Here is a 16285-nt window from a genome sequence, read left to right as displayed (position 1 = left end):
AGGAGGGGATGGAAAAAGAGAAACTTCAACAATTCAAAGAACTCCTGCTTAAAAGGAGAGAGGAGATCCTGAGAGATGTTATGGAAACCTTAAAGGAACTTGAAGAGGGAACGGAGAACCTTCCTGATGCAGTAGATCAGGCCACACGGGAGAGCAATTTAGTTTTAGGATTGAGGCTTAGAGATAGAGAACAAAAACTTCTTAAAAAGATAGAAAAAGCCCTGCGTAAGATTGAAGAGGGAACCTATGGGGTATGTGAGGCCTGTGGAGCAGAAATTGACGAAAAAAGACTCTTAGCCAGACCAGAAGCCACCCTTTGCATTGACTGTAAAAGAGCTCAGGAGCGTATGGAGAAAATTAAGGGTGAATAAACCCTTTGAAATACATAGAACTTTATTCCCTCCAACAAAATAACCTCAAAGGATTTGACCTCTTTCTTCCCTTTTATCACCTGATTGTTGTTACTGGTGTATCTGGAGCAGGTAAATCAAGTCTTGTCTTTGATACCCTCTATGCTGAGGGAAGCAGGCGTTATTTAGAGACCTTTTCAACATATATTCGTCAGTTTTTAGAAAGACTCCCTAAACCCTTGGTTAAGGATCTAAAAAATATTCCCCCTGCCCTTGCTTTTCCACAGGGAAATTTTATAAAAACCTCCCGCTCAACAGTAGCTACTCTCACTGAGATTAGCCACTTTGCTAAGATGCTCTATTATCATCAATCTTTTCCCAGATGTCCTATCTGTAATATCCCCATTACCCCCAAGGATCCGGAAGCCTTAGCTCAAGAAATCCTTAAAAATTTTCAAGGGGAACTTATCTATCTTCTTGTGCCCCAAAGGGTAGAGCACGATCTACAGATCCTTAAAGAGGGGCTTATTTCTTCAGGTTTCACCAGAGTCTTTCTTCAAGGCAAGGTCTGTGAGCTTGATGAAATGGAAACCCTTCCAGAGGTGGAAGAACTTGAGATTCTCCTTCATCGTCTAAGGATTGAAAATGAAAATAGATATGAGCTTATCTCTTCTATTGAACAGGCTTTAAAAATTGCTGAACATTTCAAGATCAGGACCCTATATGGAGAGGAATTCACCTATTCTTCAAAAGAAGAATGTCCCGTTTGTGGATTTAAGGCCCCAGCCAAGAATCCAGCCCTTTTTTCCTATAATACCTCTCAAGGAGCTTGTCCAGACTGTAAGGGCTTTGGTAATTTGCTAAAAGTTGATCTTGAAGCCTTGGTAAAATTTCCTGAAATTTCCTTACGCAAAGGGGCTATCCCTGTGCTTGACTTTCCCGTCCTTTTAGATGTAAAAATGGATCTCTTTGAGTACCTAAGGAAAAAAGGGATAAGCTTGGATATACCCTTTTCTCAGTATCCTGATGAGATCAAGGAGAAAATATTTAATGGAGAAGGTAGCTGGTATGGTTTAAAAGAGGTGGTGGACTGGTTAACTGCTCATCGCTACAAACCTCATTTTCGGATTCTTCTTTCAAGGCTCAGAAGAGAGGTAATCTGTCCAACCTGTCAAGGAACACGCTTTAACCCCAAGGCCCTGTATTTTTATATTGATGACCTCAATATTGGAGATTTTTATCAATTAGAGATAGAGGATGCTAAAACTTTTATTGAAAGGCTCCTTCAAAAGGGGCTCAGTCCTGTGGGAGAAAGATTAGCCCTTGAGATTCAGAGAAGACTGAGCTATCTTACCGGGGTTGGGCTCTCCTATTTAACCTTAAACAGAGCCAGTAAAACCTTATCAGGTGGAGAGGTTAATCGCTGCATGCTCACCCGGGCCCTATCCTCAAATCTTGTTGAAACTCTCTACCTCCTGGATGAACCGACTACAGGTCTTCATCCAAGAGATACCTCCAAGGTCCTTGAATTCATGCACCATCTGGTCTCTAAAAATAATACCGTCGTGGTGGTAGAGCATGACCCTGAGGTCATTCTAAACTCGGATTTTCTTGTAGATCTTGGGCCAGAGGGAGGAGAAGGTGGAGGCTATCTTCTACACGCAGGCTCTCCTGAGGAGATCCTAAATAAAGATACACCTACCTCTCAAGCCCTTAAAGAACTTAAAATAAAAAGAGAGCTGGAAAATCTGGATGGAAGGCTCTCCAATTTTATTGAGATAAGGGGAGCCAAAAGATTTAATCTCAAGGAGGTCTCAGCCCAAATCCCTCTGGAGGCTATAACTGTAATAACGGGAGTATCAGGTTCAGGAAAATCTACTTTTTTAGAAGAGATCCTCTACAAAGGTCTTTTAGCCCTTCGAGAGGGAAGAAGCCCTGAGTTTTGCCAAGGAATCTCCAATTTTCCTCCTCAGTATCAAGTTCTTTACTTAACCCAGGAACCACTGGCTCGCTCTCCCCGTTCAGTAGTGGCTACCTTTATGGGGATCTATCCTTTTCTTAGAAAGCTACTTGCCAGCACTGAAGAGGCTCAGAAATTTGGTTATAGTGAGGCTTATTTTTCCTTTAATTCTGAGACAGCCCAGTGCCCGAACTGCAAGGGGCTTGGTTTTGAGATTGTGGAGATGCAGTTTCTCTCAGACCTTCTAATTCCCTGTGAGGTCTGTAAAGGAAGACGCTTTAGGGATGAGACCTTAGAGATTCGCTGGAGGGGGAAAAACATTGCGGAAATGCTTGAACTCACAGTGGATGAGGCCTATACCTTCTTTGGTAATCATCGGGAGATTAAAAAACTTCTTCAGATCTTACAGGACCTCGGGCTTGGCTATCTAAGGCTCGGGCAACCCTTAGCTAACCTTTCTGGAGGTGAGGCTCAGAGACTAAAGATTGCAGAGGTTCTCTCCCAGATAAAGACAGGAAAGGCTATTTTACTTTTAGATGAACCAACCGTGGGGCTTCATCTCCAGGATATCAAAAAACTTTTATCCGCTCTTAGCCTTTTGAAAGAGAAGGGACATACTGTCATCGTGGTTGAACATCACCCCGAGGTCATGCTTAAGGCGGACTGGATCCTTGAGTTTGGGCCTGAAGGAGGCGATAAAGGTGGCTATCTTCTCTATCAGGGAGGTCTTAAAAACTTTCTCAGGGAAGACTTCCCAAGCTCTCAATATCTCAAGGAATATTTAAAGGGAAAAACCCTTAAGGGTTTTGAAGGTGATCTCTCAAAATTTAAAGCTGAAGAGAAATCTATTCATCTGAGGGGCATAAGACATCACAATCTCAAAAACCTTGACCTTGATCTACCCCGAGAGAAATTTATTGTAGTAACCGGTCTTTCAGGCTCAGGTAAGTCTACCCTTGCCTTTGATGTTATCTTTACCGAGGGGCAAAGAAGATTTCTTGAGACCCTTCCTGCCTATCTCAGACAATTTTTTAAACTCTATGAGGAGATTGATTTTGATGATATATCAGGGCTTCCTGCAACAGTCGCTCTTGAACAGAGATCTGGAGAGCTTTCCCCAAGATCAACCATTGGAACCCTTACCGAAATCTTACCTTACCTGAGACTCCTTTATGCAAGAATGAGCACAGCTTACTGTCCCTCCTGTGGCGCAGAGCTCAAGATCCATACCCTTGAAGAACTAAAAAATATAGCCCTGAAACTCAGGAAAGATCAAATTAAGGAAGAAATTGAAATCCTTGCTCCCCTGGTTAGACATCGCAAAGGTCATTACCGACCTCTCTTGGAAAGTCTGCTTAAAAAAGGCTTTCACCGGGTGCGCATTGATGGGACTTTTTATAAAATTCCACCTATTCCTGAAATTTCTCGCTTTAAGGAACACAACATAGAGCTTTCCTTAGGGCAACCTCATTCAGAGGAGGCTTTTTTAAATCTTTTTGAAAAAGGTCTCTCTGAGGGCAAAGGCTCCGTCATTCTTAAGACCAGGTCTAAGGAATTCTTTCTCTCTCAAAAGAGGGTCTGTATAAATTGTGGAGTAAGTCTTCCTGATCCAGATCCCCTTCTTTTTGCCTTCAATACCAAGGTTGGAGCCTGTCCAAGTTGTGGAGGACTTGGGGTAGTTGATGAAAAAACCTGTCCAAGCTGTAAGGGAAGCAGATATCGAAAAGAGGTCTATTATTATAAAATTAATAAACTATCCTTACCTGAGCTTTGCGAGCTTTCAATTGAGAGGGCCTATGAGTTTATTAAAGGTCTCTCCTTTGAAGGTAAAGATAAGATCCTTGCGGAGACTCTTCTTCCCGAGATCTTACACCGACTTAATTCCCTTTCAGAGCTTGGCCTTTCCTATCTTACTCTCTCCCGTTCCGCGGATACCCTTTCAGCAGGTGAGGCAAAAAGGGTAAGAATTGCAGGGGAAATTGGAAGTAATCTTACTGGGGTAGCTTACATTCTCGATGAACCAACTATAGGGCTCCATCCTAAGGATACCTCTAAACTCCTTGCGGTATTAAAGAAACTTCGGGATAAGGGAAATACGATAATAGTGGTTGAGCATGATGAGTCCGTTATTTTAGAAAGTGATTATGTGGTAGATCTCGGGCCAGGTGGCGGAAAAAAAGGAGGCTGGGTCGTCTATGCTGGAGCCAAAGAGGGGCTCCTTAAAAGTGAAGATTCCCTTACTGCTAAGGCTATTAAAAACAAAGCTCGTAAAACTATCACAAGCAGATTCAGACCTCAAAAAAATTTTCTTAAAATGAAAGGGGTCACTCTACGAAATCTCAAAGACCTTGAGGTCAACTTTCCCCTTGGAAATCTGATCTGTGTTGTGGGTGTTTCAGGTTCCGGGAAGTCCACTCTTGTTTGCGAGGCCCTTTATGAAAATCTGAAAAATATCTTAAGTAGCGATGAAGAAAAAGGACTTTTTGGTATAAAAGCTATAGAGGGCTTTGAGACCTTAAGAGAGGTTTATTTAGTGGATCACTCTCCAATCGGAAATACCATCAGATCTGTTCCAGCTACCTATATTCAAGTCTTTACCGAGATCCGTCGGGCCTTTGCTCAGACAAGATTAAGCAGAGAAAGGGGTTATAAAGAAGGAAGATTCTCCTTTAACACCCCTGAAGGGCAGTGTCCTTATTGTAAAGGGCAGGGGAAACTCAAAGTAGAGATCCAGTTTTTACCTTCTATTTATCAGACTTGTGAGTTTTGTGGGGGAAAGAGATATAATTCTGAGACCCTTGAGATAACCCTTAAGGGCAAAAATATAGCTGAGGTCCTTGAGATGGACTTTGAAAGTGCTCGAGAATTTTTTAAAAACTATCCCTTTATAGCCCACAAGCTAAATCTTCCCTGTGAAATAGGGCTTGACTATCTTTCTCTGGGCCAACCAAGTCCAACCCTTTCCGGAGGGGAGGCTCAGAGAATAAAGCTTGCCAAAGAACTTGGAAAGATACATCATAAACCTATCCTTTATCTTTTAGATGAACCCTCAACAGGGCTACACATCCTGGATGTGGAAAAACTCATGAAGGTGCTGCAAGAGTTAGTAGACAGAGGGCATACAGTCATAATCATTGAACATAATCTTGAAATCATTAAGTCTGCGGACTGGATAATAGAGCTTGGTCCAGAAGGAGGAGAAAGGGGAGGGGAGATCCTCTTTCAGGGAAGAATTGAGGACTTCCTTACAGTTAAAACCCCAACCTCTCAAGCCTTAAAAGACTATTTGTCTATTCAATAAATAGATACTAATCACTGGCTTTATAAACGAGGGCTGGGCTGCATAAGTTCATATCCTTACAAGAAAAAGGAAAGGTGGTAAAATGGGAAAAGGGAAAAGGTGAGAGGTGAGAGGTGAGGGGATGGAAAATGGAAAGAGCTGGAAGAAAAATTTCTCATTAAGTCTCAAAAGATATGGACGCATACACTCGTAGAGTATCTGGAAAATTTACTTGGTGCTAAGAAAGTGGATCTTTTGACAAAGGACAGCATTGAAACTATAAGGATTCCCTACATCAAAGAGGAAATCAAAAGGAGTATAGTTTATGCGTAGAACCGATAAAGAGTATCTGCTTGATATCCTTGAAGCGTGCAAACGAATAAAAAAGTATGTATCAGGTTTAAGTTATGAGGATTTTTTTGAGAATATTGAAAATGTAGGGAGCCTATAGTCCCCTACCCTGCAAAACACTCAGCTACAGAAATAAATGTCTATAGCTGAGGGAACTACTGTTAAACCTGGCTTGCATCTGCATAAATTGTGGTATAGTTTAAAAAAGGTTAAGCGGAGGTGTCAAAAGAATGAAGGTTAAAAATTGGATGATTCGAGATGTGATAACCATCTCCCCGGAACACACAGTTGAAGATGCCCTTCAGTTAATGAAACTTCACTCAATCAGACATCTACCTGTTACAGAAAAAGAGAACCTTAAGGGCCTGGTAACGGAAAGTAGCCTTAGACCCTATCTGACTCCAGAAAAAATATCTCTTCCTCTCCGGGAGGTTATGATAATTAATCCTGTAGTTATTGACCCAGAGACCTCTATAGATGAAGCCGCTCGTCTTATTTATAAATATAAGATTGGTGGGCTGCCTGTTGTCTCTCAAGGAAAGCTTGTTGGGATAATTACAGTTACAGATATTTTAGAGGCCTTCATTGAACTTATGGGAATTCTCAAGGCCTCCTCAAGAATTGATGTCGTCCCCTTAGATGATCATTTAGAAGATGTCCTTGAAGAGATTAAAAAAAGAGGAGGAAAAATCATCTCTATCGGGATGGATGTTAGTCTTAATGGAGAGAAGGTTTATTTTATTCGCTTAGAACAGATGCCCCTTGAAAGTTTAGCCTCAACCCTGGAATCCAAGGGTCATAAAGTTTTGGCCTTTATTGAATAGGGCCCTTGATTTTTTTTATCTTTCGGATAAAGTTTATATTTTTATAAGTTAACTCTATTTTATAGGAGGTCAAAAATGGCTGAAGATTTCAAGGTGAAAAGAAGTATTGAAGAGATCAATAAAAGGATAGAAAAGGGGCAGGTTGTTGTTTTAACTGCTGAAGAGTTTTCAGTTCTTGTTAAAGAGATTGGCCCGGTTAAGGCAGCTAAGGAAGTGGATGTGGTGACTACAGGGACCTTTTCCCCGATGTGCTCATCCGGGGCCTTTATTAACTTTGGACATTCCATCCCCACCATTAAGGCCTATCGGGTCTGGTTAAACGATGTTCCAGCCTATGCTGGGCTTGCTGCAGTTGATATTTACATAGGGGCAACGGAAACCAAGGAAGATGACCCCTTAAATAAGGTCTTTCCCGGGCAATTCCTTTATGGAGGAGGCCATGTCATCCACGATCTTGTAGCTGGAAAAAAGCTTTTACTCAGGGCTACAGCCTATGGAACCCACTGCTACCCAAGGAAATCCTTAGAAATGGAGATTACTATTCATGATCTTGTCAATGCAGTCCTTTGTAATCCAAGGAACAGTTACCAGAATTACAATGTAGCCATCAACCTTTCGGATAAGATACTTTATACTTATATGGGAATTCTTCGTCCTAATGTAGGTAATGCCAATTATGCTACAGCTGGTTGTCTCTCACCTCTTTTTAAAGACCCCTATCTTAAGACTATTGGAATTGGAACGCGCATTTTTCTTGGTGGCACAAAGGGATATGTAGTCTGGGCAGGGACCCAGCACAAAATGGAGGTCAAGCGAAGTCCCAAAGGGGTTCCCATTCAACCAGCTGCAACCCTTATGGTCCTTGGCAATCTAAAGGAGATGAAACCTGAGTGGTTAATTGGCACAAGTCATTTAGGATATGGCTGTTCCTTAGCTGTGGGTTTAGGAATACCCATTCCTATTCTTAATGAACAGGTTGCCGAATGGGCTGGTCTCTCAGATGAAGACCTTCTCGCCCAGGTAGTTGACTACTCCCAGGACTATCCCAATGGTATAAAGCGCAATTATGGTATTGTTAGTTATGCAGAGCTTAAAAGTGGAAAAATTAATATTCTGGGCAAAGAGGTTTCTACAGTTCCTATAACAAGCTTTATCAAATCCAAGGAAGTCGCTGAAATCCTAAAGGGATGGATTCAAAGGGGCGAGATGCTTCTTACTGAACCAGTAGCACCTCTTCAGGGTGCAGAACTATTTCCCATGAGATAAGATAAGGGGGGCCAAGGCCCCCTTTTATCTCAAAGGATTATGTTTGATTCTGACTCATTCAAAATCTTTACGAGTTTAATGTGGAAATAGAGGTCTTCTCCTGCCAGAGGAGGATTTAGATCCAGAAGGATTTCTTCTGGACTTACATCAATCACCATGGCAGGAAAGGTCATCTCCCCTTGAGGGGTATCTACAATAAGATTCAGCATTAACCCCGGAGTAGGCTCAACATCAAGACTTAGACCCTCCCTTGGAATATTCCTAATGAGATTTTCATCTCTCTCACCAAAGGCCTTTTCCTTTGGAATAACAACCTCTCTTTCTTCTCCCTCGCTCATTCCCAGCACTGCCTCAGAAAGTCCAGGAATAATCTCAGGAGATCCTACCTCAAAAACAAAGGGATCACCCTGAGAGGTATCTTCAAAGACCTCACCAGAACCAAGCCTTCCCACACAATGAATGCTTACTACATCTCCAACCTGCACTTTACGCATATCCAAACCCCTTTAACTTATTTGATAGAAGATGAGACCTTAGAGAATGGGACTCTAAGAACTCAAACCTCTACCTTCTCAAAAAATAACATCAAAATTTAAAAATACAAGTTTTTTAAATAACTTTAAAATTTTTCAAGAACAACCAGAGCCAAGGCTATCACACCAGGCCTCTCAGATTGAAAGATTAATCCTTCTGTGGTGCGAGCCTTAAGACTGATAGATTCCTCTGAAATCCTCAAAATCTGAGCTATTTTTTGCTTTATCTCCCCGTAATAGGGAGCTATCTTAGGTTTATCCAAAATAACAGTCAAATCAGCCTGATAGACCCTTAAACCCTTTTCATGAATGAGCTCAAGGGCCTTTTCTACAAAAAAAGAACTTTCTTTATTTTTATATTGAGGGTCCTGGTCTGGAAAAAGGCTTCCTATGTCCGGAAAGCCTCCTGCTGAAAGTATAGCATCCGTAAGGGCATGTAAGAGAACATCCCCATCTGAATGCCCAAGAAGACCAAGGGCAAAGGGAATCTCCACTCCTCCCAGAATAAACCTTCTTCCCTCAACCAAGGGGTGTATATCAAAACTCAGGGCAAAGGAAAGCCTTTTTTCCATATTCAATATTTTAGCACTTTCCCTTTCTACTTCAAGAAAAATATATACCTCCATATCTTTTGAGACTTTATCTGCCTCTTTGCCTCTTTTGGCAAATAATTTGGATATCCCTATCCTTTTATCACGAATTTTAAAACCTTCACTGTATAAATTTTTTATCCCTATTTCTACCTTTCACCTTTCACCTCTCACCTCTCACCTTTTACCACCCTTTTTCTTATAAGCCTATGAATTTATGCAAAAGGAAAAAAATATTAAAATAGCTATCACAAATACTTGAAAAAATTTTTTTCATGTTTTTCTTTTTCTTAAAAAAGAGAAATTCTTATAAAAAGAAGGTCTTAATGAAAATTGAAGTGGAGGGTGCCATTATTAGATTGATCCCTGAAAATAAGCAAGAGGTGGAAGGATTGAACAAGATGTGGGAGCTTGTAGCAAGATGTGAGGAAGAAAACAAAAAGCTTCTCCCCTTAGGTATGTATATACCTGGGAGCTCTTCATACGCACAGTTTTATGTAGAAGGGATTCAAGCCAGTGCAGATGCCAGAGAGAGCGTAAGAAAGATCCGTTATGTTTGCATGATTTGTAATCATATGGAGGAATATCCAGAAGACAGGCCAACCCCTGTATGTTGTGGTCAGCCCATGATTAGCATGGATTAACTGCCTTTAAGAGATTTTAAGACTCTCTCCCTTAGTCTTTCGTTGAGACGAAAGGCCCAGGCTAAGACCACCGCTACTGCTTGATAAAGTTCAGGGGGAATGGGTTTGTTCAGCTCAAGCCTGTAAAGTTCCTTTACAAGTTTTGAGTCCTCCTTTATGGGAATCCCTTTCTCCTTAGCAATCTTTAAAATGAGCTCTGCAAGGTAGCCTTTTCCCTTGGCAATTACCTCAGGGCTACCCTCTTCAGGTTCGTATCTTAGGGCAACTGCTACCTTTTCATCTTCCATTTCAGTTTACTTTAGGTTGCTTTATGCTATAATAGATTATACTTTGAAATTATAATCGGAAAAAGACCAAAAATTCCTTAGAAAGGAGGGGCTTATGAAGATTACACTCTCGGTTATCAAGGCTGATATTGGTGGTTTTGTAGGGCATTCTTCTGTTCATCCCGAGGTGTTAAACAGAGTCAAAGAAGTGGCCTTAGAGGCCAAGGATAATGGTCTTATTAAAGATGTTTCTGTTATTGTCTGTGGTGATGACATAGCCTTAGTTATGACCCATACCAAAGGGCTTGATTCTTCCGAAGTGCATGAAGTGGCTTGGAATGCCTTTAAAGAAGGAACTGAGGTAGCTAAAAAACTCAAGATGTATGGAGCTGGGCAAGACCTTTTAACCGATGCCTTTTCCGGAAATGTAAAAGGCATGGGTCCAGGAGTTGCAGAAATGGAATTTGAAGAAAGGAAAAGTGAACCTGTGATTGTCTTTTTTGCTGACAAGACCTCTCCAAGTGCCTGGAATCTTCCCCTCTATGAGATGTTTGCAGATCCTATGAATACAGCAGGGCTTGTTATTGATCCCTCTATGCATGATGGCTTTATCTTTGAGGTTTTAGATGTCTATAGCGGAATGAGTATAAAGCTAAGCACACCTGAAGAGCTTTATGATTTAATGGTCTTTATCGGGGCAACCAGTAGATACTGTGTAAGATCCGTTTTTAGAAAAAAAGATGGAGAGATTGGAGCCTCAGCCTCAACTCAAAAGCTTTCTCTGACTGCAGGGAGATATGTAGGCAAAGACGATCCAGTTCTCATTGTCAGGTGTCAGAGCGGTTTCCCAGCGGTAGGTGAAGCCTTAGAGCCCTTTGCAAGACCCTGGTTTGTTGAAGGCTGGATGAGAGGCTCCCATACCGGTCCCCTTATGCCGGTTTCCTTTGCCCAGGCCAAACCCACCCGTTTTGATGGTCCTCCCAGAGTAATTGCCGCTGGATATCAGATCTGCAATGGCAACTTAATCGGCCCTGTTGATCTCTTTGATGACCCAGCCTTTGATCAAGCCAGAACAGATGCCAGCCACATGGCTAATTACTTGCGCAGACAAGGTATCTTTGAACCTCACAGACTACCCCCTGAAGAGATGGAATACACAACTCTACCCAAGGTTCTTGAAAAACTTAAAGATAGATTTCAGCTGGTAGATACAGGAAAACCTAAATTTACAACCGAGGGAGAGGTAGCTGAATAATGCATATCCCTCATTATAATATAGTTTTTGACCCCAAGGATCTTACCTTGGAGGATGAGTTTCCCTTTAGATGTTACAAAGGTATAGTCTGTTTTAATAAGTGTTGTTATGATGTAAAACTTATCCTTTCCCCCTATGATCTTTTGAGGTTAAAAAAGAGCTTAGGGCTTTCAACAGAAGAACTTATTGAAAAGTATGGAGAATTTTTTATTGGAGAGGTAACCCAGCTTCCTGTTATTTCAATTAACATGAATCCCTATGACTATTCCTGTCCTTTTTTAGATGAAAAAGAGGGCTGTAAGGTCTATCCAGATAGGCCTTCAGCCTGCCGAACCTATCCTTTAGCCCGTTACTTTGCAGAAAATGAAAAGGGAGAAAAGATAGAACTTTATAAGATCATTCGGGAAACCCACTGTAAAGGGCACTATGAAAACCGCCCCATTAAAGTAAAGGATTTTCTTAAAGAACAGGGGCTTCTCCCTTACCATCATTTTAATGACCTCTGGGGAGAAGTAGTTTTAAAGAGGCAGAGATTTGCTGATACCCCCCTTACAGGAGACCTCTTAGATCTAATTTATCTCCTTGCTTATGACCTTGAGGGCTTAAGGGCTGATATCAAAGAAGGTAATGTTCCCTATTTTAACACAGAGGAGGCCTCCATTCCTGATGAGGTTCTCCTTGAGAAGGCCTTAAAAATAATCCGGGATGAGGTGCTAAAGGAAGAAAATCTAAATTGGTAAGATGAAAGTTAAAAAAAAACTGCAAGACGAGATAAACATAATTCCCTTAGTGGATATAGTTTTAGTAATTTTGATCATATTTATGATCACTGCCCCTCTTATGACCTCAGGGCTTGAGGTAGATCTACCTAAGACCAAAGACACCCCTATCTCTCGTAAAGAAAGAGAACCCCTTAAGATAACCATTACCCAAAATGGGGAGATAAAAATTTATGGAGAAAAGGTTAGCCTTGAGAGGCTTTCAAGCTGGCTAAAAGAAGCCCGAAAGAATAAGCTCGTTGAGGAGGTGCAGATTGAGGCAGACCGCTTAGCTACCTATGAGGTGGTTGCAAAGGTTCTATCTGAAGTAAAAAGAGCAGGTTTTAATCAGATAGGACTTCTTACCTTACCTGAAAGCTAATCATCATGGCCCTTAATCTTTCTGCAGTTTTTCTCTCCCTCTTTATAAATATTTTCTTAAGCTTCCTTCTTTTAACAGGTCTTTCTTTTTCAGTAAAAAAGAAAGAGGAAGTAAAAATTACTCTTCTTGAAAGTCCCTCCTTTCTCTCTCAATCAGAGGTTAAGCCACAGGCCTTGCCCCCCATAAGTTCTCCCAGAGAGACTCCCCCTCTCCCCTCTTCCTCAAAGGTTCAAGAAAAGCCTCCTAAAGAGGCCTCTAAACTCCAGGTAAAAAAAAGCACTCCTGAATCTAAACCCTCTGAAGAATCCCTTTTGAAAGAGAGGCTTTCTCAACTCAAAGCTAAGGAAAATCAAATAAGCCATCAGGAAAAAGATGAAATGGAATTTTTACAAAACAAACTTGCTTCCCTTAAAAACAGAATAAAAGAAAAAGGCCCTCTCAAAGAGGGAATTCAAGAAAGACCCTTTACCCCTACTACTACTTCTTCCGCAAGCCCATTATCTCAGGACTACCTTTTATTAGTGAAGAGAAAACTGCAGACCCATTTTGAGGTCCCCATTTATCTCAAAAACAAAAAAGGCTTAAGTGCTTTAGTGGAGATTGAGGTAAGTAATTCAGGAGAGATAACCAAGATTAATTTTATTCAGAGATCCCCAGAGCCTGCCTTTAATCGGGCAATCGAGAGGTGCCTCAGTGCCGTAAGCCCTCTACCAGTAAATCAAAAAACCTCTCTCAAGATAGAATTTAGAGCAGAAGGCATCTTCAAGATAAATTAATCTTAGGTAGATACTTTTTTATAAAATCTTTTTCAGGAATAGGTTTTTCAAAATAAAATCCCTGAAGATAGTCACATCCCATAATATCAAGAATCTGAATCTGTTCTTGAGATTCAACGCCCTCTGCTAAAGCCTTAGCTTGCAAAATATGGGCTAAATCAATTATGGTTTTCACAATGCCTCTTACCCTATCATCAGATTCAATTTCCCGCACAAAGGTTAGATCAATCTTTAAATAATCTAAGGGTAATTTACGGAGATAACTCATGTTGCTATAACCTGTTCCAAAGTCATCAAGGGCAAATCTCAAGTAAGGATATTTTTCTTTTAGGCTTCTAAAAACCTCAACAATTCCTTCTGGATTTTTTATAAACCCCCTTTCAGTGATTTCAAGGACAAGAGGACCTTCAAGTCCTTCCAGAAAAGTTGTAACCTCATCCCAAAAAGACTCATCCCCAAAAGTATCGGGATAGAGATTTAATCCTATAGGTAGTTTCCAGAGATTTATCTTTTCAACAAGGGTCTTTATAGCCCACACTTCAAAGTCCCTTCTCAGAGGAGAGGTCTCCAAGTGAGAAATAAAAACTCCAGGGGAAATCACCTCCCCATTTGGTTTAACTATTCTTATTAATGCCTCAGCACCTGATAATAAAAGGTTATGCGTATCAAAGTAAGGTTGAAAATAAAACTGAAAATATCCAAAGTTTAAAGCCTCCTCTATGAGCCTTTCTACCTCCAGGGTCTTTTTAATAAGAACTTCCACTTCTTTTCCATAAAATTTTATCACATTGGGACCTTCTTTTTTAGCCAAGGAACAGGCAGAATTAGCCTTGCGATAGAGATCCTCAGGATCACTTCCATCAAGAGGATAAAGAGAAACCCCAAGATTATACTTAAGGCTCAATTTTTCACTTTTTATCTCAATGGGTCCTGAGATAAGCTTACCTATTTCATAAAGCTTAGAGGCTATCTCTTCTTCATTCTTTATTCCGGAAATAAAAAGACAAAATTCATCCGAGGCCACTCTTGCTAAATAATCAGATTCCCTGAGAATTCCTTTTAGTCTCCGTGCTAAGAACCTTAAAATCTCATCACCAATCAGAAAGCCATAGTGATCGTTTATATATGTAAATTGATATAAATCGAGGACAATAAAAAGGGCATTCCCTTTGAGGTGGGGAAGAGAGGTCTTAGCTTTATCCAGTAAACCTCTTAAGGAGAGGCTATCTGTTAGAGGATCGTAATTTTTGAGGTTTTCTATAGTTTCAAAAAGGCCAATTTGAAGGGTTAGATCTCTGCCTGCAAAAACTATATATTTTTTATCCGGTCCAAAATCTACTGGTATGGCCTTTTGATCCAGGTAAAAGACTTCTCCACTCTTTTTTCTATAGGTAAAAAGAGCCGAAAAATTTCTCCCTTCAGAGAGATAATCCCACATCTCTGGATGGCTCTCAGGGGAGCCCCTTTCAGCCTCAAAAAGAGAGAGATTCCTTCCCAATAGCTCCTCTTCTGTGTAACCAGTAAGCAACATAACCTCTGTATTGGCATATAAAATATTTCCCCTTTCATCAGTAATTAATAGCCAGAGGTCAGAGTTAGTAAGAGCTGTGCTTATTAATTCTAAAAAATGTTCTTTCTCAAGCCGAGATATAGCAAACTCAAGATCCTCTTTCAATTCATAAAGGAGCCCCTCCTGAAGCTGGTTAAAATAATAGGGCTCTTTGGAATAGAGGTTTAAAACTGACCGGAGTTCACCTTTCACAAAGAGAGGGATAGCTACACTGGAAAGATAATCTCTCTTAAGGGCAGGCTCTCTAAAAGCGGTATAATAGGGATTGGTTCGGGTATCGGGATTTATGGAAATTTTGCCTTCCCTTATCGCCTGAGCTGTTGGGCCTTTACCTTCAGGAATCTCAGGATCAAGAGAGATAGTAATTTCAGAGAGATAACCAGCCTCATAACCATAATGATAAAGGGGTTTTACTATTTTTTTCTCCCAGTCTGGCACACCCACCCATGCAAATCTTAACCCAAGTTCATTAACAAGCCCCTTGCAAATTTCTTGATAAATCTCCTCTTCAGTTTGAGCCTTTGTAATTATTGAATTTATAAGTCTTAAAAGCCTATAAAGTCTTTCATAAGTTTTAAGGGCGGTTATATTCCAGCCAAAAAGCAGGAAAAGTTCTTTTCCATTGTGGAAAAATTTCTTGATTTTCCCGTGAACATAAAGGGGAACACCCTTTTTACGGGAAAGGGTGATTTCTATATCTAAAGGGAACTTAGATTCTCTCTTCAGTTTTTCAGAGTTTTCCCAACATCTGGGATCATAAAGGATTTCACAAAGTCTTTTAAATTTAATTTCTTCCAGAGTATAACCTGTAAGTTTAAGAAAGTTTTTATTACAGCTAAGGATACGGGCTTCCTGATCTAATATGAGACTGAGATATAAAAATTCCATAAGATAATTTTATATCAAAAAGTTAAATCTGCAAAGATTTACTCAAAATTTTATGAGCTATAGGGATTTAACAGCCTATCTCTCTTCTTTTTTTCTTTTTGGGGGGTTTCCTTTTGAGTAGCATTATCCTTAGTTTCCTTTTTTTCTTCTGCTAAACTTAAAAAGGGTGAAAATAGGGCTAATGAAAAGCTAACTAATAAAAGGGCCATTACCTTTCTTCTCATAATTCTCCCCTTGTTTTTACTAAAAAAATCTTTAAAGATTTTTTTTAATCTCTCTATAAAATATAAAATGGATTTTAAATCAATTTACATTTTTGTCAATATCAATGTTTGCGCCATTATCTTTTGAAAGTCAATAGGATTTTTTAAATGGAACACAATTATTGTATAGTGATACCTGTTGTAACATACTATGTGGCCTCCCTTCCTGCGCAAGTAAGTGACATTATAGATTAACTAAGATGACCTTTCAAAACCACCTAAGAAATTTGACTTTTTAGCAGATAAATTGGATTATTCTTTTATCTTAAACTAAAAAGCTTCTCCTGTAATTATTGTAGCTCCTTTAGTAGGGGCAAATAATTATTTAC

15 protein-coding genes are annotated in these 16285 nt (G+C 40.2%); 10 read left to right on the top strand and 5 right to left on the bottom strand.

Translation table 11 applies throughout. From position 1 onward, the window contains the following. The first annotated feature begins 8 nt into the window (after window positions 1-8). The 5 genes from dksA to THC_RS00860 all read left to right on the top strand — a co-directional run bounded on the left by dksA (window position 9) and on the right by THC_RS00860 (window position 8031). Entirely contained in the window at window positions 9-371 is a 363-nt protein-coding gene (gene dksA / locus THC_RS00875) for an RNA polymerase-binding protein DksA (RefSeq protein WP_068511990.1), read from the top strand. Window positions 372-376: 5 nt separating this feature from the next. After that, window positions 377-5611 (top strand): excinuclease ABC subunit UvrA, encoded by a 5235-nt coding sequence (gene uvrA / locus THC_RS00870; RefSeq protein ID WP_068511988.1) that lies wholly within the window; start codon window positions 377-379, stop codon window positions 5609-5611. A gap of 304 nt (window positions 5612-5915) precedes the next feature. Continuing rightward, the gene (locus THC_RS09655; RefSeq protein WP_269447035.1) at window positions 5916-6041 is read left to right on the top strand and encodes a ribonuclease HepT family protein; all 126 of its coding nucleotides are present in this window, start codon (window positions 5916-5918) and stop codon (window positions 6039-6041) included. 130 nt (window positions 6042-6171) lie between these two features. Continuing rightward, window positions 6172-6765: a CBS domain-containing protein gene (locus THC_RS00865; RefSeq protein WP_068511986.1), complete on the top strand. Its 594-nt coding sequence runs from the start codon at window positions 6172-6174 to the stop codon at window positions 6763-6765. Window positions 6766-6840: 75 nt separating this feature from the next. Continuing rightward, entirely contained in the window at window positions 6841-8031 is a 1191-nt protein-coding gene (locus THC_RS00860; RefSeq protein ID WP_068511983.1) for a homocysteine biosynthesis protein, read from the top strand. Between the two features lie 29 nt (window positions 8032-8060). Here THC_RS00860 and THC_RS00855 read toward each other — a convergent pair whose 3' ends face one another. Beyond that, on the bottom strand, window positions 8061-8525 hold the full coding sequence (locus THC_RS00855; protein ID WP_068511980.1) for an FKBP-type peptidyl-prolyl cis-trans isomerase: 465 nt from the start codon (window positions 8523-8525) through the stop codon (window positions 8061-8063). Between the two features lie 125 nt (window positions 8526-8650). Then, window positions 8651-9190 (bottom strand): 2-C-methyl-D-erythritol 2,4-cyclodiphosphate synthase, encoded by a 540-nt coding sequence (gene ispF, locus THC_RS00850; RefSeq protein ID WP_231938357.1) that lies wholly within the window; start codon window positions 9188-9190, stop codon window positions 8651-8653. A gap of 290 nt (window positions 9191-9480) precedes the next feature. Between ispF and THC_RS00845 the strand changes: the two genes are divergently transcribed. Next, on the top strand, window positions 9481-9798 hold the full coding sequence (locus THC_RS00845; protein ID WP_148638794.1) for a hypothetical protein: 318 nt from the start codon (window positions 9481-9483) through the stop codon (window positions 9796-9798). On the opposite strand, the gene THC_RS00840 is transcribed toward THC_RS00845, so the two are convergent. Beyond that, window positions 9795-10085 carry an EscU/YscU/HrcU family type III secretion system export apparatus switch protein gene (locus THC_RS00840; protein WP_068511973.1) on the bottom strand — a complete coding sequence of 97 codons (291 nt, stop codon included), beginning with the start codon at window positions 10083-10085 and terminating at the stop codon, window positions 9795-9797. The two genes, THC_RS00845 and THC_RS00840, sit on opposite strands and share 4 nt — an antisense overlap. A gap of 94 nt (window positions 10086-10179) precedes the next feature. Here THC_RS00840 and fbp point away from each other — a divergent pair, with 94 nt between their 5' ends. The 4 genes from fbp to THC_RS00820 are packed head-to-tail and all read left to right on the top strand — an operon-like array spanning window position 10180 to window position 13235. After that, entirely contained in the window at window positions 10180-11319 is a 1140-nt protein-coding gene (gene fbp, locus THC_RS00835; RefSeq protein WP_068511969.1) for a fructose-1,6-bisphosphate aldolase/phosphatase, read from the top strand. Then, window positions 11319-12059: a YkgJ family cysteine cluster protein gene (locus THC_RS00830; protein WP_068511963.1), complete on the top strand. Its 741-nt coding sequence runs from the start codon at window positions 11319-11321 to the stop codon at window positions 12057-12059. Before fbp ends, THC_RS00830 begins: the two co-directional genes overlap by 1 nt. Window position 12060: 1 nt before the next feature. Continuing rightward, complete coding sequence (locus THC_RS00825; protein WP_068511960.1) at window positions 12061-12459, top strand: ExbD/TolR family protein; 399 nt, start codon at window positions 12061-12063, stop codon at window positions 12457-12459. A 5-nt stretch (window positions 12460-12464) separates the two neighbouring features. Further along, window positions 12465-13235 carry a TonB C-terminal domain-containing protein gene (locus THC_RS00820; RefSeq protein ID WP_068511957.1) on the top strand — a complete coding sequence of 257 codons (771 nt, stop codon included), beginning with the start codon at window positions 12465-12467 and terminating at the stop codon, window positions 13233-13235. On the opposite strand, the gene THC_RS00815 is transcribed toward THC_RS00820, so the two are convergent. Next, on the bottom strand, window positions 13222-15693 hold the full coding sequence (locus THC_RS00815) for an EAL domain-containing protein (protein WP_068511955.1): 2472 nt from the start codon (window positions 15691-15693) through the stop codon (window positions 13222-13224). The genes THC_RS00820 and THC_RS00815 overlap by 14 nt on opposite strands. A 50-nt stretch (window positions 15694-15743) precedes the next feature. Beyond that, complete coding sequence (locus THC_RS09370; RefSeq protein ID WP_153303639.1) at window positions 15744-15917, bottom strand: hypothetical protein; 174 nt, start codon at window positions 15915-15917, stop codon at window positions 15744-15746. Between the last annotated feature and the right edge of the window lie 368 nt (window positions 15918-16285).

It is taken from the genome of Caldimicrobium thiodismutans, from assembly GCF_001548275.1.
Classification (GTDB): Bacteria; Desulfobacterota; Thermodesulfobacteria; order Thermodesulfobacteriales; family Thermodesulfobacteriaceae; genus Caldimicrobium; species Caldimicrobium thiodismutans.
Note: the sequence above shows the minus strand (reverse complement) of the source record. Positions and strands in the feature narration are given on the sequence as shown.